The organism is Devosia sp. ZB163, assembly GCF_028613635.1.
Lineage (GTDB): Bacteria > Pseudomonadota > Alphaproteobacteria > Rhizobiales > Devosiaceae > Devosia_A.
Genome location: NZ_JAQRMY010000004.1, coordinates 573,948 through 596,523, shown reverse-complemented (window position 1 = coordinate 596,523; position 22,576 = coordinate 573,948). Strand labels below are relative to the sequence as shown.

At 66.2% G+C, this 22,576-nt stretch carries 22 protein-coding genes; 10 read left to right on the top strand and 12 right to left on the bottom strand.

Annotation, left to right across the window (positions count from 1 at the left end):
* Position 1 precedes the first annotated feature (1 nt).
* Genes ureC through PRN20_RS21190 form a run of 3 tightly spaced genes read left to right on the top strand, consistent with a single transcriptional unit; the run spans position 2 to position 3,116 of the window.
* Complete coding sequence (ureC, locus tag PRN20_RS21200; RefSeq protein ID WP_273959630.1) at positions 2–1,699, top strand: urease subunit alpha; 1,698 nt, start codon at positions 2–4, stop codon at positions 1,697–1,699.
* Positions 1,696–2,346 (top strand): urease accessory protein UreG, encoded by a 651-nt coding sequence (gene ureG / locus PRN20_RS21195; RefSeq protein ID WP_273959629.1) that lies wholly within the window; start codon positions 1,696–1,698, stop codon positions 2,344–2,346. Before ureC ends, ureG begins: the two co-directional genes overlap by 4 nt.
* Positions 2,343–3,116, top strand: a complete 774-nt coding sequence (locus PRN20_RS21190; RefSeq protein WP_273959628.1) for an urease accessory protein UreD — start codon at positions 2,343–2,345, stop codon at positions 3,114–3,116. Before ureG ends, PRN20_RS21190 begins: the two co-directional genes overlap by 4 nt.
* A gap of 176 nt (positions 3,117–3,292) precedes the next feature.
* Here PRN20_RS21190 and PRN20_RS21185 read toward each other — a convergent pair whose 3' ends face one another.
* The 9 genes from PRN20_RS21185 to PRN20_RS21145 all read right to left on the bottom strand — a co-directional run bounded on the left by PRN20_RS21185 (position 3,293) and on the right by PRN20_RS21145 (position 12,491).
* Positions 3,293–3,706: a VOC family protein gene (locus PRN20_RS21185; protein ID WP_273959627.1), complete on the bottom strand. Its 414-nt coding sequence runs from the start codon at positions 3,704–3,706 to the stop codon at positions 3,293–3,295.
* Between the two features lie 398 nt (positions 3,707–4,104).
* The gene (locus tag PRN20_RS21180; RefSeq protein WP_273959626.1) at positions 4,105–5,040 is read right to left on the bottom strand and encodes an ABC transporter substrate-binding protein; all 936 of its coding nucleotides are present in this window, start codon (positions 5,038–5,040) and stop codon (positions 4,105–4,107) included.
* A gap of 136 nt (positions 5,041–5,176) precedes the next feature.
* A complete protein-coding gene (locus tag PRN20_RS21175) occupies positions 5,177–6,109 on the bottom strand; it encodes an ABC transporter substrate-binding protein (RefSeq protein ID WP_273959625.1) in 933 nt (310 codons plus the stop codon).
* 22 nt (positions 6,110–6,131) lie between these two features.
* A complete protein-coding gene (locus tag PRN20_RS21170; RefSeq protein ID WP_273959624.1) occupies positions 6,132–7,922 on the bottom strand; it encodes an amino acid ABC transporter permease/ATP-binding protein in 1,791 nt (596 codons plus the stop codon).
* 122 nt (positions 7,923–8,044) lie between these two features.
* A complete protein-coding gene (locus PRN20_RS21165; protein WP_273959623.1) occupies positions 8,045–8,614 on the bottom strand; it encodes a GNAT family N-acetyltransferase in 570 nt (189 codons plus the stop codon).
* Positions 8,611–9,768, bottom strand: a complete 1,158-nt coding sequence (locus tag PRN20_RS21160; RefSeq protein WP_273959622.1) for a M20 aminoacylase family protein — start codon at positions 9,766–9,768, stop codon at positions 8,611–8,613. Before PRN20_RS21160 ends, PRN20_RS21165 begins: the two co-directional genes overlap by 4 nt.
* Positions 9,765–11,105: an LLM class flavin-dependent oxidoreductase gene (locus PRN20_RS21155; RefSeq protein WP_273959621.1), complete on the bottom strand. Its 1,341-nt coding sequence runs from the start codon at positions 11,103–11,105 to the stop codon at positions 9,765–9,767. The genes PRN20_RS21160 and PRN20_RS21155 overlap by 4 nt, the downstream gene beginning before the upstream one ends.
* Before the next feature lie 17 nt (positions 11,106–11,122).
* Positions 11,123–12,124, bottom strand: coding sequence for an MsnO8 family LLM class oxidoreductase (locus PRN20_RS21150; protein WP_273959620.1), 1,002 nt, complete (start codon positions 12,122–12,124; stop codon positions 11,123–11,125).
* A gap of 10 nt (positions 12,125–12,134) precedes the next feature.
* Positions 12,135–12,491 (bottom strand): DUF3088 family protein, encoded by a 357-nt coding sequence (locus PRN20_RS21145; protein WP_273959619.1) that lies wholly within the window; start codon positions 12,489–12,491, stop codon positions 12,135–12,137.
* A 181-nt stretch (positions 12,492–12,672) separates the two neighbouring features.
* Between PRN20_RS21145 and PRN20_RS21140 the strand changes: the two genes are divergently transcribed.
* The 7 genes from PRN20_RS21140 to ssuD all read left to right on the top strand — a co-directional run bounded on the left by PRN20_RS21140 (position 12,673) and on the right by ssuD (position 20,081).
* Positions 12,673–13,782, top strand: coding sequence for an NAD(P)/FAD-dependent oxidoreductase (locus PRN20_RS21140; RefSeq protein ID WP_273959618.1), 1,110 nt, complete (start codon positions 12,673–12,675; stop codon positions 13,780–13,782).
* Positions 13,783–13,947: 165 nt separating this feature from the next.
* Positions 13,948–14,892, top strand: a complete 945-nt coding sequence (locus PRN20_RS21135) for an amino acid ABC transporter permease (RefSeq protein ID WP_273959617.1) — start codon at positions 13,948–13,950, stop codon at positions 14,890–14,892.
* Positions 14,889–15,686, top strand: coding sequence for an amino acid ABC transporter ATP-binding protein (locus tag PRN20_RS21130; RefSeq protein ID WP_273959616.1), 798 nt, complete (start codon positions 14,889–14,891; stop codon positions 15,684–15,686). Before PRN20_RS21135 ends, PRN20_RS21130 begins: the two co-directional genes overlap by 4 nt.
* Before the next feature lie 31 nt (positions 15,687–15,717).
* Positions 15,718–16,635 carry a transporter substrate-binding domain-containing protein gene (locus tag PRN20_RS21125; RefSeq protein WP_273959615.1) on the top strand — a complete coding sequence of 306 codons (918 nt, stop codon included), beginning with the start codon at positions 15,718–15,720 and terminating at the stop codon, positions 16,633–16,635.
* A gap of 64 nt (positions 16,636–16,699) precedes the next feature.
* Positions 16,700–18,067 (top strand): NtaA/DmoA family FMN-dependent monooxygenase, encoded by a 1,368-nt coding sequence (locus PRN20_RS21120; protein WP_273959614.1) that lies wholly within the window; start codon positions 16,700–16,702, stop codon positions 18,065–18,067.
* A gap of 8 nt (positions 18,068–18,075) precedes the next feature.
* Positions 18,076–18,933 carry a 3-mercaptopyruvate sulfurtransferase gene (gene sseA, locus PRN20_RS21115; RefSeq protein ID WP_273959613.1) on the top strand — a complete coding sequence of 286 codons (858 nt, stop codon included), beginning with the start codon at positions 18,076–18,078 and terminating at the stop codon, positions 18,931–18,933.
* Positions 18,933–20,081: an FMNH2-dependent alkanesulfonate monooxygenase gene (gene ssuD, locus PRN20_RS21110; protein ID WP_273959612.1), complete on the top strand. Its 1,149-nt coding sequence runs from the start codon at positions 18,933–18,935 to the stop codon at positions 20,079–20,081. Before sseA ends, ssuD begins: the two co-directional genes overlap by 1 nt.
* 221 nt (positions 20,082–20,302) lie before the next feature.
* Here ssuD and PRN20_RS21105 read toward each other — a convergent pair whose 3' ends face one another.
* Genes PRN20_RS21105 through PRN20_RS21095 form a run of 3 tightly spaced genes read right to left on the bottom strand, consistent with a single transcriptional unit; the run spans position 20,303 to position 22,504 of the window.
* Positions 20,303–20,872, bottom strand: a complete 570-nt coding sequence (locus PRN20_RS21105) for a flavin reductase family protein (protein WP_443112598.1) — start codon at positions 20,870–20,872, stop codon at positions 20,303–20,305.
* 4 nt (positions 20,873–20,876) lie between these two features.
* Positions 20,877–21,707: an ABC transporter permease subunit gene (locus PRN20_RS21100; protein WP_273959610.1), complete on the bottom strand. Its 831-nt coding sequence runs from the start codon at positions 21,705–21,707 to the stop codon at positions 20,877–20,879.
* Positions 21,704–22,504: a taurine ABC transporter ATP-binding protein gene (locus PRN20_RS21095; RefSeq protein ID WP_273959609.1), complete on the bottom strand. Its 801-nt coding sequence runs from the start codon at positions 22,502–22,504 to the stop codon at positions 21,704–21,706. The genes PRN20_RS21100 and PRN20_RS21095 overlap by 4 nt, the downstream gene beginning before the upstream one ends.
* Positions 22,505–22,576: the final 72 nt, after the last annotated feature.

The following is a 22,576-nucleotide window of genomic DNA, read 5'->3' as shown; positions in this document are numbered from 1 at the left end:
CATGTCGAGACTATCCCGCGAGGCATACGCCCGGCTCTACGGCCCGACCAAGGGCGACCTTATCCGCCTCGGCGACACCGAACTGCTCGTCGAGATCGAGCACGACTACGCCATTTACGGCCATGAGCTGGTGCTCGGCGCCGGCAAGAACCTGCGCGACGGCGAAGGCATCGATCCCTACGCCAAGCCCAGTGACGGCATCCTCGATATCGTCATCTACGGCGCCACCATCATCGATGCCGTCACCGGCATCATCAAGGCCGACATCGGCCTGAAGGACGGGCGAATTGCCGGCATCGGCAAGGCCGGCAACCCGCACACCATGCCCGGCATCACCCCGGGCATGCTGGTGGGCTCGACCACCCAGCAGATGAGCGGCAACAACTTCATCGTCACCGCCGGCGCCATCGAAAGCCACGCCCATATCGGCTCGCCCGAGCAGTCCGAGCACGCACTCGCCGGCGGCACCACAACGCTGGTGGGCTCCGGCCCGCTCGATGTCGGCTCCGGCACCACACGCTCCTTCGGCCTGCTGCTGCAGGGCATGGAGAGCTCGCCGGTCAACTACGCCCTGTTCGGCCGCGGCAGCACCAGCCCCGAAGCCGTGGAGGAGTCCGTCGCCGCAGGTGCAGCCGCCATCAAGATCCATGAGGATTGGGGGGCCGCCCCCACCGTCATCGACGGCTCGCTGATCGCCGCAGATCGCAACGATTTCGCGGTGCACCTTCACACCGACACCATCAACGAGTTTCTTTTCGCCGAAGACACGATGGCCGCCTGCGAAGGCCGCACCATCCACATGTACCATGTCGAAGGCGCCGGCGGCGGCCACGCTCCGGACCTGCTCAAGGTCTGCTCCTACGACAACGTCATTCCGTCATCGACCAACCCCACCAACCCGTACACCCAGTACGCGATGGAGGAAGGCCTGCCCATGGCGATGATCGCGCACAACCTCAACTACAACACGCCCGAGGACCTGCTGTTCGGTGAAGCCCGCGTCCGCGAGGGCACCGTCGCCGCCGAGGATTTCCTCCACGATATGGGCGCCATCTCGATCTTCGGCACCGACACGCAGGGCATGGGCCGCCTCGCCGAAAACGTCGCCAAGTGCTGGCAGCTCGCCTCGGTGATGAAGGAGCGCATCGGCCGCCTGCCTGAGGAAACCACCGCCCGCGCCGACAACGAACGGGTGAAGCGCTATGTTGCCAAACTCACTATCAACCCCGCCATCGCCGTCGGCATCGACGACCATGTCGGCTCGATTGAGGTCGGCAAGATCGCCGACCTCGTCCTCTGGCCGCGCGCCTCCTTCGGCGTGAAGCCCTGGATCGTCATCAAGAACGGCTCCATCACCTGGCAGGCCATGGGCGACGGCAACGGCTCCCTCGGCCTCGCCGAACCGCAGGTGCAGAAGCACATGTGGGGCGGGCTCGGATTGGCAAGGCAGAAGGTGAGCTTCAACTTCATGTCCAAGCTCGCCATCGATGCCGGCGTCACCGAAACGCTCGGCCTGCAGAAGACCACATTGCCGATCAAGTCCGTGCGGCACCTGCGCAAGAAGCACATGGTCCGCAACGACCTGCTGCCCTGGATCGAGGTCGACCCGCAGACCTTCGAGGTTCGTGCCGACGGCAAGCTGCTGATGTGCGAACCGGTCAAGAAAGTCCCGCTGATGCGGAGGTACATGCTCAGATGAACCAGCTCTCCCCCACTCCCACAACCGGGTCGAAGCCCATTGCCGCCGCCCGCGTCGGCATCGGCGGGCCGGTCGGCTCGGGCAAGACCGCCATGGTCGAGCGCCTGATCCCGGCGCTCCTCAACCGCGGCATCGACATTGCGGTCATCACCAACGATCTCGTCACCGCCGAGGATGCCGAGCGCGTCCGCCGCTCCGGCTTGATCGATCCCGCCCGCGTCTCGGCCGTCGAAGCCGGCGCCTGCCCGCACACGGTCATCCGCGAGGATCCCACCCTCAACATCGAGGCCGCCGACGAGCTCGAGCGCCGCTTCCCGGGCGTCGAGCTTATCCTCCTCGAGTCCGGCGGCGATAATCTCGCCTCGACCTTTTCGCGCGATCTCACGGATTTCTGGATGTTCGTCATCGACGTGGCCGGTGGCGACGACATTCCGAGGAAGCGCGGTCCCGGCGTCATCCGCTCGGACCTCCTCGTCATCAACAAGACCGACCTCGCTCCGCATGTCGGGGTCAACCTCGAGCGCATGCACCAGGAAGCGAAGTCGGTGCGTAGCGGCCGTCCGGTGCTGCTCACCAATTGTCGCAAGGGCGAAGGCATCGAGGCCGTCGTCGATCTCATCGAACGCGAGGTCCTGTTCCGCGCGTGAAGCACGTCACCATCCCCCAAAGCGATACCGCCCAGCTAAACCTGGGCTTCGTCGCGCGCAACGGCCGGACGGTGCTGGATCGCCGGCTGTTCCGCTATCCCTATGTGCTGATGCGGACGTTCAGCCAGCCGTCATTACCCGTTCAGGAAGGGCTGGATGATGCGGCAGCAACACTGACCCATGTGGTCGTCCAGAACAGTTCAGGACCCGTTCACGACCGTGACAATCTGGCGACCAACCTGAGGCTGGGCCAGGGCACCTCCGTTCGCGTCACCTACCAGGGCGCCACCGCCGTCCACCGTGCCCGCTCCGGCAACACCAGCCGCGAGCGCCTCGCCATCGCGCTCGATAGCGGTAGCAGTCTCACCTACCTGCCCGAAGCCCGCATCCTGTTCCCCGACGCATCGCACCAGCAGACCACCAACATCGAGCTAAGTGCAGGCAGCAGCTTGCTTTTCACCGACAGCTTCACCGTCCACGACCCCGAAGGCACCACCCGCCCACTGCGCGAACTCGACAACACACTCACCATCCGGCGCGACGGCGAGATCGTCCTGCTCGACCGCCAGCATCTGGTCACGCCCGCGTTCGACCGGGGCTTTTCCGCCTTCGGCACCATCCTGCTCATCGGCCACGACGAACCAAATCTCTCCGAGATCCCCCACCTCTACGCCGCCCGCAGCCGCCTCCCTTCCAACCTCGGCTGGTCCCTCCGCCTCGCCGCCCCCGACCTCCGCCCCATCCGCACCGCGATCAACCTTGTCGCGTAACCGCCCCACGGTCGCCGAAACGCCAACTACATCACTAGAGACCACGGACTTTGACGACCGCGTAGACCAAGTCGATTCCACTGACCGTCCGCTTTGCGCCAGAAGCGGCCCCCCGCCGGTGGGATGAGCCACCCGCCTCGGGACAAAAGCTGCCCTCCTCGGCGGGCGTCGCAGATCTAGACTCGGGATAGGTCGGCGAACAGGGAATGAATATTCCCCTCCGGATCCGCAAAAAACCCCGTGAAGTGGGCCCACGCCATCTCTTTCGGTGCAGCTACGGCGGTTCCGCCATATGCGCATATGTGCGCGAACCGTGCCGCGACCTCGCCGGCGTCGGCGCACTGAAAGTTCAACTCGAAAGCCTGCCCACTAAACGGGCGTCGATAGTCCGGATGGTCGTTCGTGTGCGGTCCCATCCCTGCACGCGAAAAGATGGCAAACCGGAGCGCGTTGCCACTGAACGCCACATAGTGCGCCTGCTCGACGGTGGGCTCCATGCCGAGCGCCTCACGATAGAATTTGGCAAGGGTCGGAACGTCGTCGGCGAGCACCGTGATGCCCTCCAATACCGGCTTCATCTCGGCGCTCATGTCTTGGGCCTCGTGGGGCAGGGCTACGGTTCACCCGCTCAAACTCGGCCCGAAGGTCGATCATCACCCGGGTGGTGGTGAGCAGGCTGTGGATGTTGCATCGGCCCAAGCTACAACGCCGAGTAACGAAGACAAGAGCTCACTCACTCTTCGTGAGCGACCGTTTAGGGTAAAAAGCGGACGTTCGCCAGTGTCAGCTTGGCACCAAGAGCCGTCACTCGCATCCTGCCCTTTCATGTGATGCCACAGCCACCCACCCCCTAGGTAAGCCAGCCCTTCAACCAAGCTCAATTCTATGAAAGGCGCCAACGGTGAGCCCGGAAAAACGGCGCCGCACGCACAAAGGTGAGCATGCGGCGCCTGGGAGGCCCCGGAATCGGGACGTGGAGCCGATCCGATCAGGTCTTAGGCAGGCCCGGCGGGTTGGTGCGGGACTCTGTGAGCTGTTCGGCCTCGAGGCCCCAGCGCTTGAGCGCCTCGACATACTTGCCGCTCGTGATCAGCCCGTTGATGGCCTCGGTCAGCGCGTCGGCAAGGCCGGCGCCCTTCTTGGTCGCGACGGCGATCTCTGCCGTCAGCGGCCAGCCGCCATTCACGATGCCGACGAGCCGCGTCTTGCCGTTGACCACGGCGCGATAGGCGAGCTGCGCGTTCGGGTTGAACTCGACGTCAGCCCGGCCCGACTGCAGCGCCAACTGCGAAGCCGCCGAGTCGTCGTAGTACTGGAACTCCACCGGGGCGAGCCCAGCATCCTTGTTCTGCTTGTCCCACTCGAGCAGAATTTTTTCCTGGTTCGTACCGGCGCCCACGATCACGCGCAGGCCGGCGAGATCCTTCGGCTCCTTGATCTCCTGGATCGTGCTTTCGGTCGGCACGTAGAAGCCCAGCACGTCGAGGCGGTAGGACGAGAAGTCGAACTTCTCCTTCCGCGCTTCCGTAACCGTCACGTTGCTGATCACGGCATCGAACTTGCCGGACTCGAGCCCGAGCGGCCAATCGGGCCACGCCACGGGAACGAGCACCAGCTTCATTCCCAGAGCATCAGCGATGATCGAGGCAGTATCTTCCTCGGCGCCGACCGGTGTGCTCGAGTCCGTGGCGTAGGTCGAGAGCGGCGGGTCACCCACCGTGAGTGCCACGGTGAACGAGCCCTGAGTCACTGGCTTGAAGTCCGGCGAAATCTTGGCGATTGCCGCTTGGTTGGCCTCGGCCTTCGGGCGGGCTGCCTGCTCGGGCGTCAGGTCAAAACCGCCCTGCGCGAAGGCGAGCGTCGAAGCGGAGATCAGGAGACCGGCGGCGAGAACACCCGCGGCGGCCGTGCGGAAAAGGGTCATTTGCGACTCCTTGCTTGGTCGAATTGGGTGCGAAGAGGCTGGGCGCGTAACCCCGGTGTCCCCGGTGATGCGACGCTATGCGTCCGGCGCTTCGCACACTCGCCGGCGAATTCTGGGAATGGTTTGAGGTGCTGGCTCAGTACTTCGGCAGCCCGGGCGGATTTGTCCGCGAGGTCTCGATCGACTCCGGCGTCAGCTTCCACTGCTCGAGCGTCTTGGCGTAGGTCCCGTCGGCGATGAGCTGGTTGATCGCCTCGGTCAGCACTGGCGCGAGCCCGCTGTCCTTGCGCGTGGTCACGCCGACGTCGGCGATGTTCGGCCTCCCGGCGTTGACGTTGCCGACGAGGCGCAGCGCGCCCGTCTTCAGCGACTGGTACGTGTAGATCGAGTTGACGTTGAAGATCGCGTCCACCCTGCCCGATTGCAGCGCCAGCAGCGCCGCCGGCGTATCCTCGTAGTAGAGGATCTCCGCCGCCGGCAGGCCGGCCTCGACGTTCTCCTTGTTCCACTCGTTGATGATCCGGTCCTGGATCGTCCCCGAGCTCGTCGCGATCTTGAGGCCCGCGATATCCTTGGGCTCCTTCAGCGACGTGATCGCGCTCTCGGTCACCACGAAGAAGCCGTGCAGCCCCTGGCGATAGGTCGAGAAATCGAACTTCAGCTTCCGCTCCTCGGTAACTCCGACATTGCTGATCACCGCGTCATACTTGCCCGAGGTCAGCCCGAGCGGCCAATCCGGCCATGCCACGGAAACGAGATTGAGCTTCAGTCCGAGCTTTTCCGCCAGTTGCGACGCGAGGTCGGGGTCCGACCCGATCACCGTCGCCGCATCCAGCGCATAAGTTGCGAGCGGCGGGTCACCGGCCGCCGCGATGGCGATGGTGAAGCTGCCCGGCTCGGCCCACTTGAAGTCTGCCGGCAGCTTCGCCGCCAGCGCAGGGTCGGCCGTCACATGGATCCGGTTCGGCTGATCCGGGCTCAGGTCGTAGACGTTGTCCTCGGCGGCAAATGCCGTTCCGAGGGCGAGCGAAACAAGGCCGCTCGCCAGCAGCGCAGAAACGATACGCATTTCAAACCTCTTGGGGTGTTGGTCAGAGGACCTTGGCCAGGAACTCGGCGGTCCGCGGGTGGGATGGGTTGTTGAACACCCGGTCAGGCGAACCGCTCTCGATGATCCGCCCGTTCTCCATGAATACGATCTTGTCCCCCACCTCGCGGGCAAAGCCGATCTCGTGCGTCACGATCACCAGTGTCGTTCCGGACTTGGCCAGCTCCTTGATGGTGTCGAGCACCTCGCCCACCAGTTCCGGGTCGAGCGCCGAAGTGGGCTCGTCGAACAGCAGCACCTTGGGGCGCAGCGCCAATGCCCGGGCGATCGCGACGCGCTGCTGCTGCCCGCCGCTCAGGTGGCGCGGGTAGGCCTCTGCCTTGTCGCTGAGACCGACCCGGCCGAGCAGGTCGAGCGCCAGCCCTACCGCCTCGCCATGCGGCAGCTTCTGGATCGCGATCGGCGCCTCGATGATGTTCTCGACCGCGGTCAGGTGCGGGAACAGGTTGAAGTTCTGGAACACCATGCCGATGCCGGCGCGGCGCTTGCGGATGGCGCGATCCTTCAGCTCGTACAGCACATTGTCGCGTTGCTCGAAGGCGATGATCTCGCCATCGATCGACACCAACCCGGCATCCGGCCGCTCGAGGTGATTGATCGTCCGCAGCAGCGTCGACTTACCCGCACCCGACGGCCCGATGATCACGGTCACCTCGCCTGGCTCGATCGTAAGGCTCACATTGTCGAGCGCCTTGAAGTCGCCGAAGCTCTTCGACACGCGGCGGATGTCGATGCGGCCGACATCGTGGCTATGCCGGTCGAACGCGGCGAGCGGCGCACGCTCCGTCGACCGGGTCGAACGCGCCGTGGCGATCGCCTTGGCCGTACGGTTGGGCCCGAGGAACCGGCCGAGCAGCGGCGCCTGCACCTCCCGGGTAGCACCCTTGGCGAAGTACCGCTCGATGCCGAACTGCACGAGCGACAGCACGCTCATGATGATCAGGTACCAGACCGTCGCCACCATCAGCAGCGGGATCACCTCGAGGTTGCGCTTGTAGATCACCTGCACGGTGTAGAAGAGCTCTGGCAGCGCCAGCACGTAGACGATGGAGGTTGCCTTCGCGAGGCCGATGATCTCGTTGAAGCCCGACGGAATGATCGCGCGCATCGCCTGCGGCAGGATGATCCGCAGCGACTGCCGGCCCCACGACAACCCCAGCGCCGCCGACGCCTCCTGCTGCCCCTGGTCGATCGACAGGATGCCGCCGCGGATGATCTCCGCCGAGAACGCCGCCTGGTTCAGGCTGAGCCCGATCACCGCCACCGCGAATACCGACAGCACAGATGTCGTGCCGTACTGCGCGAACAGAATGTCCGTGAACGGAATGCCGATATCGACCGTCGGATAGAGGTAGCCGATGTTGTTCAACACGAGCAGCAGCACGATCAGCGGGATCGACCGCAGGAGCCAAATATAGGCCCAGCTGAGCCCCGACAGCAGCTTCGATTTCGACACCCGCGCAAAGGCCAGCAGCCCGCCGATGAAGAAGCCGAGAATGCTCGCGAGCAGCGTCAGGTAGAGGGTCCGTCCCAGCCCGACCAGCACCGCCTCATCGAAGAAGAACTGCGAAAAGACCGCCCAGCCCCACCGCTCGTTGGTGAAGACGGAGTGCAGCGTCACCGCAATCAGCACAGCGGCGATCGCAGTTCCGGCCACCCGCCAGGGGTGCCGCGCGGGCACCACGCGATAGCCGCCGGGGTCGGCGCTTCGTGCCACGTCTAGCTCGGGAGCCGCGGAGCTCACATCGGTCGTTGCCATGAGCGGAGCTTTCATTTCCTGATCGATTTATTAGTCTATCAAAATAATAGACTTATTGGTTGTGCGGTCAAAGCACCGGCATCTGGAGTTCAGCCGCCGATGAGTTTTGTTTGCCCAAAGCCTGGGAGAGAAACGGACTATCTGTGCTCCGCCAGCTGCCGCGCCCGCGCGGCCTTCCAGCCGCCCTCAGGCGGCGTCACCAGCGTCGGCACATAGCCGGTCGGCGGCGTCACCAGGTACTTCTCGAACGGCAGCGCGCCGTAGATTTCCGGGTCGGCATCCACGTCGAAAAGCGGCGTGTAGCCTGAAGCTATATAGAGGTCACGCGCCTCTGGCTGGCGGAAGCCCGTGGTCAGGTAGAGCTTCACGTACCCCTGCCGGAACGCCTGCTGCTCCAGCTCGGCAACCACCTTGCGCGCCAGGCCCTGCCGGCGGTGATCGCTGTCCGTCCAGATCCGCTTCAGCTCGGCCGTCTCATGGTCGTAGCGCTTGAAGGCCCCGCCCGCGATCGGCCGCCCGTCCCGCAGCAGCAGCACGAACGCTCCGTCAGGCGCACCGAACAGCGCCGCCGGATAGCGGGTCATCTCCTTTTCGGAGCTCTCGCCGAAATAGTCGCCATAGCGGCGGTCGTACTCGGCGGTCAGTTGGGTCACCAGCGGCGACGCCAGCGGGTTGTCGGGCGAAGTGTAGAAGAAGCTGTCGGTCATGCTGCGCGCGCCTCCTCGTTGGCGCCAAGATAATCCTCGGCCAGCGCCACCCAGTACCGGGCCGCGATGGGCAGAATCTCGTCGTTGAAATCGTACTTCGGGCTGTGTAGGTCCGCGCTCGGACCATTCCCGACGAACAGGTACGCGCCCGGTCGCTTCTCGAGCAGGAAGGCAAAATCCTCGCTCGCAGTGATCGGCCGGAGCGCGCCCACCTGGCTCTCGCCGAAATGCTTCGCGGCCACACGCCGCGCGAACGCGTTCTCGGCATCATGGTTGATCAGCACCGGATAGCCCCGCGGTGCCTGAACCTCTGCGACGGCGCCGAAACTGAGCGCATGCGCCTCCGCCAGCGCCTTGATCCGCTGCTTGATGCTCTCGCGGACATCAGGCGAGAACGCCCGCACCGTGATCTGCAGCTCGACGCTGTCAGGGATCACGTTCGGCACATTGCCGCCGTGGATCGAACCCACTGTCACAACCGCCGCGTCTAGCGGGTCGACATTGCGCGACACTACTGTTTGCAGCGCCAATACGAGCGACGACGCCGTCACGATCGGGTCCACTGCTTCCTGCGGCCTGGCCCCATGGCCTCCGCGGCCGACGATCTTGATGATGATCATGTCGACCGACGCCATCGCCGGTCCGTCGATAAAGCGGAACTCGCCCGCCGGCACACCCGGCCAGTTATGCAGCCCGAACACCGCATCCACCGGAAAGCGCTCGAACAGCCCGTCAGCGAGCATCGTTCGCGCCCCACCGCCATTCTCCTCGGCCGGCTGGAAGATCAGCCGCACCGTGCCCGAGAACCGGCGCGTCGCGGCCAGTTCCTTCGCGGCAGCGAGAAGGATCGACGTGTGCCCGTCATGCCCGCAGGCATGCATGGCGCCTGGCACCGTGCTGGCATACTCGGCGCCGGTCTGCTCGACGATCGGCAGCGCGTCCATGTCGGCGCGAATGCCGATCGTCCGCGCACCGGGACCATTCCGCAGCGTGCCGATCACGCCGGTGACGCCAACCCCGGTCGCCACCTCGTAGCCCCAGCTCTCGAGCAGCCCGGCCACCAGCGCACCGGTCTTTCGCTCCTCGTAGGCCAGTTCCGGCTCGCGATGGAGCCGGTGCCTGATGGCCACGAACTCGGCCGTATCGATCGTCATCCGGCGGCTCCCACCGCGGGTGCATTACCGGCCGTGAACCGGTTCTCCGGCCGCCGCAGCCCGATATTCTCACGCAGCGTCGAACCGGCCAGATCGCGCGAGTGGTAGCCGCGCTTCTCCAGGATCGGCAGCACCTCCGCCTCAAAGTCGTTGAGCCCCTCGGTGATCACCTGGAAGCCGAGCACGAACCCGTCGGCAGCGCCCTTCTCCACCCACTCGATCAGCTTGTCGGCCACCACGTCGGGCGTGCCGATGAAGTCGTTGCGCGGCGTCGTCGTCTCCAGCGCCACTTCCCGCAGCGTCTGGTTCTTCTCCTTGGCGATCCGCTTGATCCGGTCGGTGCCCGAGCGGAACTGGTTCTTGCCGAGGTCACCAAGCTCCGGGAACGGCGCATCGAGGTCATACTGCGTGAAGTCGTGGTGGTCGAAGAACCGCCCGATATAGCGCAGGGCCTCGGTCACGCTCACGAGGTCGCGGATCTCCTGGTACTTCCGCTCCGCTTCCGCCTCGGTCGAACCGACGATAGGCGACACGCCCGGAAACACCTTGATGTCGTCGCTGCCCCGTCCATGCGCCACGGCGCTCGCCTTCAGCTTGCTCGTCAGCTCCTGGTTCTCGGGGATCGACGCACCGTTGGCGAACACTGCATCGGCGTGACGGCCTGCGAGCGAGATGCCGTCATCCGAGCCGCCCGCCTGGAACAGCACCGGCTGCCCCTGCGGCGACCGCTGCAGGTTCAGCGGACCCTCCACCGTGTGGAACTGGCCCTTGTAGTTCACGCGGTGCAGCTTCGAGAAATCCGCGAACTGCCCGGTCTCGCGATTGCGCACGAACGCGTCGTCGTCCCAGCTGTCCCACAGCCCCTTCACCACATCGATATGCTCGCCCGCGATCTGGTAGCGCAGCGCATGCTCGGGGTGCTTCTCGCGACTGTAGTTCTTGGCCGAGCCTTCGAGCGGCGACGTCACCGCATTCCAGCCACCGCGCCCACCGCTGATCGCATCGATCGAGCCGAACTGCCGCGCCACCGTGAACGGGTCCGAATACGAGGTCGAAAGCGTCCCCACGAGCCCGATCTTGTCGGTCACCGCCGCCAGCGCCGAAAGGATGGCGATCGGCTCGAAGCGGTTGAGGAAATGCGGGATCGACACCTCGTTGATGTAGAGCCCGTCCGCGATGAAGGCGAAGGCGATGCCCGCCGCCTCGGCCTGCTTCGCCGTCTTGACGAAATAGTCGAAGTTCACGCTGGCATCGGCCGGCACGCTCGGGTGTTTCCAGGCATTCATGTGCCCGCCCGGTCCCTGCAGCATGATGCCGAATGGAATGCGCTTGCTCATTGGTCTCGCTCCTTGGATCAGGCTGGGATGGCGGCGCGGTCGGTCTCGGCGTGCGCTGCGCCAAGCAACTCCACGGCCTCGAGGCGGCTGTCGCCCTGGTTGAACAGATCGACGATGAACTCGGTGATGCCGAGTTGCGCATTCAGCCGGTTGAGTTCCTTCAGCAGGTCGCGCGGCGCGCCGGCGATCAGGCTCGGCACCGCCGGCTCGGTTCGGTATTCGGTGACTCCGGCCTGCCGCGCGAACTCCTTCGCCTGTTCCTCGCTGCCCACCGTCACGCTCTGGCGCCCGGGCACATGCAGCTTCAGTGGCCGGAACTTCTCGGCCTGCTCCGTCGCCACGCGCCCGTCACGCGCAAGGATCGCCGACACGGCCACCACCGGCGCATTGCCCGTCAGCTGGCGGTAGCGCTCCACCGAAGCAGCCAGCAGCGCCTCGTCGCCATTGAGATGCCGCGCGAACACGAAACCCCAGTCCTTGCCGGCCGCCAATTCCGCACTGTCGACGCTCGCGCCCAGCAGGAACCGTTCGGGTCCGGATACCGGCACCGGCGTGGCCTTGGCGCGATCGTTGCCCTGCGTCCCGTCGAGGAAGGTGGTCAGGTCGCTGAGCAGGTACTCGAAGTCTAGCCTCCTGCCCGCCTCCCGCTCGCTCTGCAGCGCCCGCGTCGAGAACGGCAGCCCGCCCGGCGCCTTGCCGATCCCGAGGTCGACGCGCCCGCCGCCCAGCGCCGACAGCGTGTTGAAGTTCTCCGCCACCTTGTATGGGCTGTAGTGTTGCAGCATCACGCCGCCGGACCCGACGCGGATCCGCTTGGTGCCGGCCAGCAGCCACGAGATCACCAGCTCCGGCGCCGAACTCGCCAGGTCCGCCGTGTCATGGTGCTCGGCCACCCAGAAGCGGTGGAAACCCAGCCGCTCCGCCGCCTGCGCCAGCGACAGCGTACGCTTCAGCGCGTCGAAAGCTGTTTCACCCTTGGCGATCGGGCTCTTGTCGAGAAGGCTCAGTTGATAGCTCATGTGCCGTGCCTCACGGATGGATGACGGGAATGCCGTGACGTTCGGCAAGCGTGGCGAGAATGGCGTTCGAGCCCGACGCACAGGCGTGCCCATTGGCGATGCCGGTAGCCGCGGAACTCGCCTCGCCCGCCGGCAACACCAGGACTGGCAGCGCCTGGTTGGCTTCGCCGATCGCCTCGATCACCACCTGGCGTGGTCGCTGGAACGCGACCCGCTCGATGTTCAACTGGTCGCGAACGACAGGGAAATGCCCGAGCACGCCCTCGACGAGAGCGCCATGACGGCAAAAGAACTTCTGGTCGGGATAGGCCGCATCCTCGAAGCTTCCATCGAGCAGATACAGCGTTGCCTTTTCGACAGCCGGCACCGCAAACTCCATTACTCTATTAATTCTATTGACTATAGAGGCGGTGGCCTTTCGGCGCGAGTAGCGGACGGCACAGAACTTTGCTCAACCGAACGCCGCACGGAAAAAGATTGTCCCTCCCGGAGGTGGACTAAAGCAGCGCCGTTCCGTCTCCTTCTCCCCACTGTTTTCGAGGATAGGCATGCAGCACGTAGCAATCATCGGTGGCGGAATCGGCGGCCTTTCCCTCGCCTGGGCCCTGCATAAGCGCGGCGTCCGGGTCTCGCTCTACGAGCAGGGACCGATCCCGAACCCGGTGTCGTCGTCCTTCGACGAACACCGCATCACCCGGCACACCTATGGCGGCTTGCCGGGCTACGGCGCGCTCATGCCCAGCGCCTTCCGCGCCTATGACGAGCTCTGGGCTGATCTCGGCGAAACCCACTACCTCGCCACCAACCTGGTCTATGTCGGCCGCCGGCGGTCCGATTTCTACGAGACTACCGCGCGCGACCTCGACCACTTCCGCATCGGCCACCGCCCGCTCTCGCCCGCTGAAATCGCGTCGCGCCTGCCTATGCTGCGCACCGATGGCATCGTCGAAGGGTTCGAGGCCGAAGGCGCCGGCATGCTGTTCGCGAGCCGCATCGTCACCGCCCTCGCCCGCTGGCTCGCCGAAGCCGGTGTCGAGCTCCACCCGCACAGCCGCGTAACCGACCTCGATCCCGAAGCCGGCACCTTCACCGTCAACGACGGCCGCAAGGCCGCCGACACCGTCGTCGTCGCCGCCGGCGCCTGGATCCCCGCCATCTACCCCTCGGGCCGCCCGCGCCTGACGTCCTCACGCCAGCTGGTGCTGTATGTCGAACCGCCGGCCGACCTCGCCGCCGCCTGGGCAAGCGCCCCGGTGCTCGTCGATACCGGCGTCACCCACGGCGCCTATATCCTCCCGCCCCGCGGCGGCACGCGCCTCAAGATCGGCGACCACACCTTCAGCCGGCACGGCGACGGCTCCGACGACCGCATCGCCCGCCCGGAAGACACCGCCGGCGTCCTCGTCGCAGCCAGCGAGATCTTCGCCGGCTTCGAGCGCTACAGGCAGATCGAAGCCAAGGTCTGCTACTACACCGTCACCGACGATGAGCGCTTCGTCGTCGAGCCCATCGGCAAATCCAGCTGGCTCCTCAGCGCATGCTCCGGCCACGGCTTCAAGCTCGGCCCCCTCATCGCCACCGGCCTCGCCGACGCCATCACCGGCCGCCGCACCGCGGCCGATGTCACCGAGTGGGCTGCCGGCCGCAGCAACGAATAACTCCCGCGGCCCCGCCAGGACTGCACCCGCGCAAATTCATCCTTCCGCACGAGCCAACATCGCGATTCTTTTCCGAACTTGGCCCGCGCCCCGGCAGACCGCGCCTCGCGTTCACCCCACGCAATAGTCTACTAGGTAGATAGACATAATGCATCCGGTGACCACGTGCCTACTTCGCCTGCCAGCACCATCATTCCGCTCGAGGACCGGCCCGTCGATGACTCCGGCCGCGGCCGCCGACGCCATGTCCGCGACATCGCCGTCTGGCTTGTTGCCGTGCTCATCACCGCCTATGCCGCCGTCATCGTCGCGGCGAACCCCGCCATGCGCTGGGACTCGATCGGCAAGTTCCTCACCGCGCCCATCATCATCCAGGGCTTGGGCGTCACCATCCTCCTCACCGTCGCCTCGGCGATCATCGGCTTCGCTGGTGGCCTCGTCATCGCACTGATGCGCATGTCGGCCAACCCGCTGGTCCGCACCATCGCCATCGCCTATCTCGGCTTCTTCCGCGCCGTACCGCTGCTCGTGCAACTGCTGATCTGGTACAATCTGGGCACGTTCTTCCCACGCCTCGGCATCGGCATCCCCTTCACCGATATCGGCCTCTACGGCGCCACCAACGACCTGCTGCCGCCCATCACTGCCTGCCTCGTCGCCATCGGCCTCAACCAGGCTGCCTACATGGGCGAGATCATCCGCGGCGGCCTCATCTCCGTGCAGCCCGGCCAGATCGAGGCCGCAACCGCCCTCGGCATGACCCGCACCAAGGCCTTCCGCCGCGTCATCGCCCCGCAGGCCGCTCGCTCCATCATTCCCCCACTCGGCAACGACACGATCAATCTGCTCAAGGCGACCTCGCTCGTCTCGATCGTCGGCGTCGGCGACCTCATGACCCGCGCCCAGGGCATCTACGCCACCAACTACCAGGTCATCCCGCTGCTGATCGTCGCCAGCATCTGGTACCTCGCGCTCACCGCCATCATCAGCATCGTGCAGGGCCTGCTCGAGCGCCGCCTGTCCATCGCCCACATCGCCGATCGCAACGCCATCCCGCTGCTCGATCGCCTGTGGCCACGCGCCACCAAGCGCCAGGAGGTCACGCCATGACCTCGCCCGCCTTCATCCGCATTCGCGATCTCACCAAGAGCTACGGCTCCAACCGTGTCCTCGACGCCATCACCCTCGATATCCGCGAAGGTGAGACGCGCTGCATCATCGGTCCGTCCGGCTCTGGCAAGAGCACCCTGCTCCGCTGCCTCAACGCGCTGACCGGCTTTGACTCCGGTGCCCTCGTCGTCGGCAGCACCCGCGTGGGCTACACCGATCGCGACGGCGTGCTGAAGCCGTGGACGCCGCGCGAGGCCGCCAGCTTCCGCAGCCGCATCGGCTTCGTCGCCCAGCACGTGAACCTCTTCTCGCACCGCACGGTCATCGAGAACGTCATCGAGGGCCCGGTGCACGTCCTCGGCATTTCCGACACCGTAGCCCGCCGCCGCGCCGCCGACCTCCTCGCCCGCGTCGGGCTCGCCGACAAGCACGACAGCTACCCGATCCAGCTGTCCGGCGGCCAGCAACAGCGTGCCGCCATCGCCCGCGCCCTCGCCATGGAGCCACAGGTGATGCTGTTCGACGAAGCCACCAGCGCGCTCGATCCCGAGCTCGTCGCCGAAGTGCTCAACGTCATGGCAGCGCTCTCGGCCGACGGCATGACCATGGTCGTCGTCACCCACGAGATGCGTTTCGCGCAGGAAGCCGGCGATCGCATTGCCGTGCTCGATGCCGGCCGCCTCATCGAGGATGGCACCGCCGATGAAGTCTTCGGCCGCCCGCGCCACGCGCGTACCGCCGAGTTCCTCAAGGACCATTTCGCCTTTTCCCGCCAGCCCGCACTCGCCGGCTGAGGCCAAGAAACACAACGGAGAACTATCCATCATGCGTCCGACGACCCACCTGCCCCGCATCCTGCGTGGAGCCGCCGCCGCCCTCGGCGCGGCCCTGCTGCTGACCGTTCCGGCCCTCGCGCAGGATGCCGCGGTCGATGCCGCCCGCGCGCTGCTACCCGCCAAGTACCGCGATGCCGGCGTGCTCAACGTCTCGGCCTCCACGGTCTACGCCCCGCATTCCTTCTTCAAGGAAGGCACGACCGAGTTTACCGGGTACGAGATCGAGCTCTTCAACGAGGTCACCGACATCCTCGGCGTGAAGCCGGTCTACACCGAGGCCCCGTTCCAGCAGCTCATCGCCGGTATCACCTCGGGCCGCTCCGACGTCTCGCTCGGCGACCTCGGCGACAATGACCTGCGCCGCGAACAGGTCGATTTCATCGATCACAGCCGCCTCACCTTCCAGCTGTTGATCGGCGAAGGCGACAAGGAAAAGTTCAAGAGCGTCTTCGACCTCTGCGGCCAGGAGCTCGGCCTCGTGCAGGGCACCACCAACATCATCTCCAAGACGCTGTCGCAGTGTGAGGCCAAGGGCCTGAAGCCGACGACCTACGTCGAGTTCCCCGATGCCACCGCCAAGGATCAGGCTATCCAGTCCGGCCGCCTGCCGCGCGCTGACGTGCAGGCCACCGCCGTCGGTCGCTACCGCGCCGCCAACGGCCTGAGCCAGGGCCTGGTCCTCGTTCCGGCTCCGGAACTGGGCGACCTCTACATCGGCTGGATCGTCGAGAAGGGGAACACCGGGCTCGCCAACGCTATCGAGGCCGCGCTCAAGATCCTGTTCGAGAACGGCAAGTATGCCGAGATACTCGCCAAGTACGACATCGCCGACCTCAACCTGTCGGCACCAGGCGTCAACATCGGCCAGAACGCCTCGAACTGGGTCCAGCCCAAGCCGAAGAGCTGATCGCGAATTCACCTTCAGGCGTCGGCCACGGCCGGCGTCTTTCTGCATTCAACGGGTAACGATCATGACCAGTCAGCGGCCCGTCGGCCACGAACAGATGAACATCGCCGTCCTCGTTTCGGGTGGCGGCAACCATCAGGGCGCATGGCGCCGCGCCGGCAGCAATATCGAGCTGGCCAGCACGCCCGGCTTCTACGTCGATTTCGCCAGGAAGGCCGAAGCGGCCAAGATCGACGCCATCTTCTTCGCCGATATCCCCTATCTCGACCCCAAGGGCCTCGCGGCAAACCCCGTACTGAACGCCTTCGAGCCGGTCGTCCTCACCTCATACCTCGCGGCCCACACCACCCATCTCGGCCTTGTCTCCTCTGTCTCGACCAGCTTCACCGAGCCCTACAACATGGCCCGCCAGTTCGCCTCGCTCGATCGGCTGAGCGGTGGCCGCGCCGGCTGGAACATTGTGACTTCCGCCATCGGCGAGAAGAACTACGGCACGGCGCCCCTGCCCGATCAGGACATCCGCTACGAGCAGGCCGCCGAGTTCGTCGAGGCCACCAAGCGCCTGTTGGACAGCTGGGACCACGACACGCTCAAGATCGACCGCGCCACCGGCCAGTTTGCCGACGCAGCTGACATCACCCCCACCGACTTCCACGGCAAGTTCTTCGATGTCGAAGGCCCGCTCAATATCCAGCGCCCGCCCCAGGGTTGGCCGGTCCTGTTCCAGGCCGGCGCATCGCCCATCGGCCGCCGCTTCGCCGCCGAAACCGCCGAGGGCATCTTCACCGCCCAGCAGACCCTCGAGGACAGCCTCGAGTTCGCCCACGACGTTCGCCGCCAGGTCGCCGCTGCCGGCCGCGATCCGCGCCGCGTGAAGGTACTGCTCGGCATCACCCCGATCATCGGCCGCGACGAAGCGGAGGCCAAGGCCGTCGAGCGCGTGCTCGGCGAGTTCATCGACATCAAGGCTTCGCTCCGCAAGCTGAACAGCTACGTCCCCGGCGTCGATCTCAACCAGTTCGATCTCGACAAGCCAGTCCCGGCCGAAGCCCTTCCGCCCATCGCCAGCGTGCAGGGCCGCCAGAGCCGCTACGCCATCTTCTACAACCTCACCACCATCGACGGCTGGACCCTGCGCGACCTCGTCAAGCTCACCGGCCGCTCCGACGGGCACTGGACCATCACCGGCAGCCCCGAGCAGATCGCCGACGCCATGGCCGAGCGTTTCCTTGCCGACGCCTGCGACGGCTACGTCGTCATGCCGACCTACCACCCCGAAGGCTCGGGCCTCTTCTTCTCCGATGTCGTCCCGATCCTGCAGGAGCGCGGCCTGTTCCGGCGCGAGTATGCGGGCACGACGCTGCGCTCGCACTTCGGCCTCGACATCCCCGCCCGTGGTGAACGCGTCGCACGCCCGGCACAGGTCGCGTGAGGAAAGCCATGTCCAATCATTTTCTCATCACAGCCACCGAACTCCGCACCCGCCGCGGTGAACCCGGGCTCCGCATCCTCGACGCCTCGTGGTATCTCCCCGCGGCCAACCGCGACCCAATCGCCGACTTCGCCGCCGGACACATCCCCGGCGCGGTCTTCTTCGACATCGACAAGGTCGTCGATCCCGCCAGCACGCTCCCGCATACCCTCGCACCGGAAACAGTCTTCACCGCGGCCGCCCGTTCGCTCGGCATCGACGACCGTGACGAGATCATCGTCTACGACACAGCCGGCCTCTTCAGCGCCGCCCGCCTCTGGTGGAACTTCCGTATCGCCGGGGCCAGCCGCATCCGCGTCCTGGACGGCGGCCTACCCGCCTGGAGCGCCATCGGAGGTCCACTCGAAAGCGGATCGCCGACGCCCCAGCCCGGCAATTTCACCGCCCGCTACGATCTCTCGCTGCTCCGCACATTCGACGATGTGCTCGCCACCGTCACCGCCGGCACCGGCTCGACCATCATCGACGCCCGCTCCGCAGCACGTTTCGCCGGCGAAGTGCCCGAACCGCGTCCGGGCGTTCAGTCCGGCCACATCACCGGCAGTCGCAGCGTCCCCTTCGCGACCCTGCTCGACGCCACCGGACAGGTGAAACCGGCGTCCGACCTCCGCGCCACCTTCAGCATGGCCGGTGTCGATCTCGACGGCCCGATCATCGCCTCCTGCGGCTCCGGCGTCACCGCCGCGGTCGTCGCCCTCGGCCTCGTGATCCTCGGCCGGCCCGATGTGCCGATCTACGATGGCTCGTGGTCCGAATGGGGCGCCCGCGAGGAAAGCCGCAAGTTCATCGCAACAGGGAGCGCCTGATGGCCGACCCGATCCGCTTTTTCTGGTTCATCCCCACCCACGGCGACGGCAGCTACCTCGGCTCCGCGCAGGGCGAGCGCCAGCCCGATTTCCGCTACTTCAAGCAGATCGCCCAGGCCGCCGACAACCTCGGCTACGAGGGCGTGCTGCTCCCAACCGGGCAGAACTGCGAGGAGAGCTGGATCACCGCCACCGGCCTCGCCACGGCAACGGAGCGCCTGAAATTCCTCGTCGCCCTCCGCCCAGGCGTCACACTACCGAGCTTTGCCGCCCGCCAGACTGCTGCGCTCGATCGCCTCAGCAACGGCCGCCTCCTGCTCAACGTGGTCGTCGGCGGCAACCCGGTCGAACTCGCCGGTGACGGCGTGTTCCTCGCCCACGACGAGCGCTACGTCCAGGCCGCCGAGTTCCTCACCATTTGGCGCGGTCTGCTCTCGGGCGAGACCATCGATTTCGAGGGCAAGCACTACCGGATCGAGGCCGGCCGTCTAGACCAGCCGCCCGTGCAGCGTCCCTACCCGCCCCTCTTCCTCGGCGGCACCTCCGAGGCCGGCCAGGACCTCGCCGCCGAACAGTGCGACACCTATCTCACCTGGGGCGAACCACCTCTCGCCGTCGCCGCAAAGGTCGCCTCGGCCAGAAAGCGCGCAGAGGCTCGTGGACGAAAGCTCCGCTTCGGCATCCGGCTCCACTTCATCGTCCGCGAAACCGAGGCCGAAGCCTGGGCCGCCGCCGAGCGGCTGATCTCGAAGGTCTCCGACGAACAGATCGAAGCCGCGCAGGCCCGCTTCCTTAAGCAGATGGATTCCGAAGGTCAGCGCCGCATGTCGGAACTGCACGGCGGTAAGCGTGACAAACTACTGGTCGGCCCAAACCTCTGGGCCGGCGTCGGCCTCGTCCGCAATGGCGCCGGCACGGCGCTGGTCGGCACGCCTGACCAGGTCGCCGAGCGCCTCCGGGAGTATCAGGACGCCGGCATCGAGCTCGTCATCGGCTCTGGCTACCCGCACCTCGAGGAAGCCTACCGCGTCGCCGAACTGCTGTTCCCCGCCCTCGGCATCGACAGCACCCGCCGCACCCTCGGCGCAAACATCGCCAACGAATTCACAGTCGGCCACCACGGCCGCGCGCAGATCGCTGCAGGCTAGAAGCTCGCCGGCACTCCCCAAAACTCGATGTCATCCCAGCGAAGGCTGGGATCCAACTATCCGCCAGCGCGGGCTGCGAAATGGATCCCTGCCTTCGCAGGGATGACACCTCGTGGAGAGACGCGACCGTACTTCCCACCGACGGGCGTCATCCCCGCGAAAGCGGGGACCCAGTTCGATATCTCAACCCACATCGGCTGCCCAAGACGACCTTGATCAACTCACGCCTGGGTCAGCACCCGGTCAAGGTTCGACAGCAGCCGGTAGGCGCCGTGCCAGTAGAGCAGCGGCTCGGCATCCCCGCGCGCGGTCACCGCATTCACGCGCCCCAGCAGGATCGCGTGCGAGTGCCGCTCGATCGTCTCCTCGAGCGTGCAGTCGATCGTCACCAGCGCTCCCGATAGTCCCAGCGAGCCGGACGGCTGCTTCTGCCAGCTCGCGCCTTCATACCGCCCGGTCCCCTTGGCGCCACCGCGCCCGGCAAAGCGATCCGCCACATGCGACTGGTCGTGCGAGAGCAGGTTCACGCAGAACCCCCCGTGGTTCTGGACAATTGGCCAGCTCGACGACCCCCGGTTGAGGCAGACGATCAGCGTCGGGGGCTCCATCGAGAACGACGATACCGACGTCGCCGTGAAGCCCGTCCGCTCCTCGCCGTCACCCGTGGTGATCACCGCAACCGCGCCCGCGAGGTGCCGCATGGCCGTCTTGAACACCGCGACCTGCTCGGCGGTAGGCTCCGATGCGGCTTCCATGATCTTGCTGCGCAGCTCGACGACGGACATTGACATACTCCTAGTAGCGGCCCGACCAGCGGACGAAGCGCCGTTCGACAACCCGCAACAGGGCCTCGAAGGCGAAGGCCAGCGCCGAGATCACGAAGATTCCAACGATGACGATATCGGTGACGAGAAACTGCGCGGCCGACTGGATCATGAAGCCCAGCCCACGCGACGCTGCGACTAGCTCGGCCGCCACCAGCGTCGACCAGCCCGCACCAAGCGCGATGCGGATGCCTGTCAAAATCGCAGGAATGGCGCTCGGCAGCTGCACATGCAGCAGCACGTCGAGCCGGCTGGCCCCGAACGAGCGCGCCGCGTTCACCTGGTTCTGCGACGCAGTTCGAACCCCTGCCGCCGTCGAGATCGCGATCGGCGCCACCATCGCCAGCGCGATCACCAGCACCTTGCTGGGCTCGCCGATGCCGAACCAGATGATGATCAGCGGCAGATAGGCCAGCGGCGGCAACGGCCGGATGAACTCGATCAGCGGATCGAGCACCCCGCGTCCCAACGGGCTCGTCGCAATCGCCAGCCCCACCGGCACCGCCACCAGCACCGAGAACGCCAGTGCCGTGAACACCCGCGACAGGCTCGCCGCCGCATGCTCCCACAGCGTGCCATCAACATAGCCCTGTGTCAGCAGGCGCGACACCGCCGCCAGTACCTTTGTCGGGTGCGGCAGGAAAACCGGCGAAACCCACTGCAAGCTCGAAGCCGCCAGCCACAGCAACAGCAGCACCAGTGCCGTCAGCCCGGTCGCTAGCGCAGGCGAAACCCGCACCGCCGCCCGCTTCGCGCCCGACGGCTTGCTCGCCTCGTCGACGATTGTTTCGCCCGCGCTCATGCCGCAACGGTCTCGTCGGCATAGATCGCGGTGATCAGCTCTTCCCGCGCCGCAATGAAGTCCGGCGCCGCCTTCAGCACCCGCGCCGCCTCGCCATCCGCGAACCGCTGCGAAAACCCGAACCGCCGGTCCAGCACGATCCGCCCCGGATGCGGCGCCAGCACCACTACGCGCGTGCCGAGAAACAGTGCCTCCTCGACGCTATGCGTGATCAGCAGCACGCCCGCGCCGCTCACCTGCCACACACCGAGCAGCAGCTCCTGCATGCGCTCCCGCGTCATCGCATCAAGCGCACCCAACGGCTCATCCATCAGCAGAAAATCGGGCCGCGCCGCCAGGGCACGGGCAATACCGACGCGCTGCCGCTGCCCGCCCGAAAGCTCCCAGATCTGCCGGTCCGCCTCGTTGGCGAGCCCGACCTGCCCTAGCAGCTCGCCCGCCCGCTCCCGCCGCTCGATCCGGCCGACGCCGGCAAGCCGCAGCGGAAAGGCGACATTGTCCCGCGCCGACAACCACGGGTAGAGCGCATCGTCCTGGAACACGACGGCCCGATCCGCACCCGGCCCCGTGATCGCCTCACCGGCCCGCGTTACCCGCCCTTCGCTCGGCGCGACAAAGCCGGCAGCAAGGTTCAACAGCGAGGTTTTGCCCGAACCCGACCGGCCAATCACCGCCACGAACTCGCCCGGCGCCAGCGACAGCGACACCCGCCGCAGCACTTCGGTCGAGCGCACCGGGCCGAAGCCGTCACGGCGCGAATAGCTTAGCGATACATTGTTGAGGCGCAGTTCGGTCATGGGGCTTTTCCGCTACGGAAACGGCCGCCCGCCGCTGCCAATGGGAGCAACGGCGGGCGTCGGAGAGAGGAG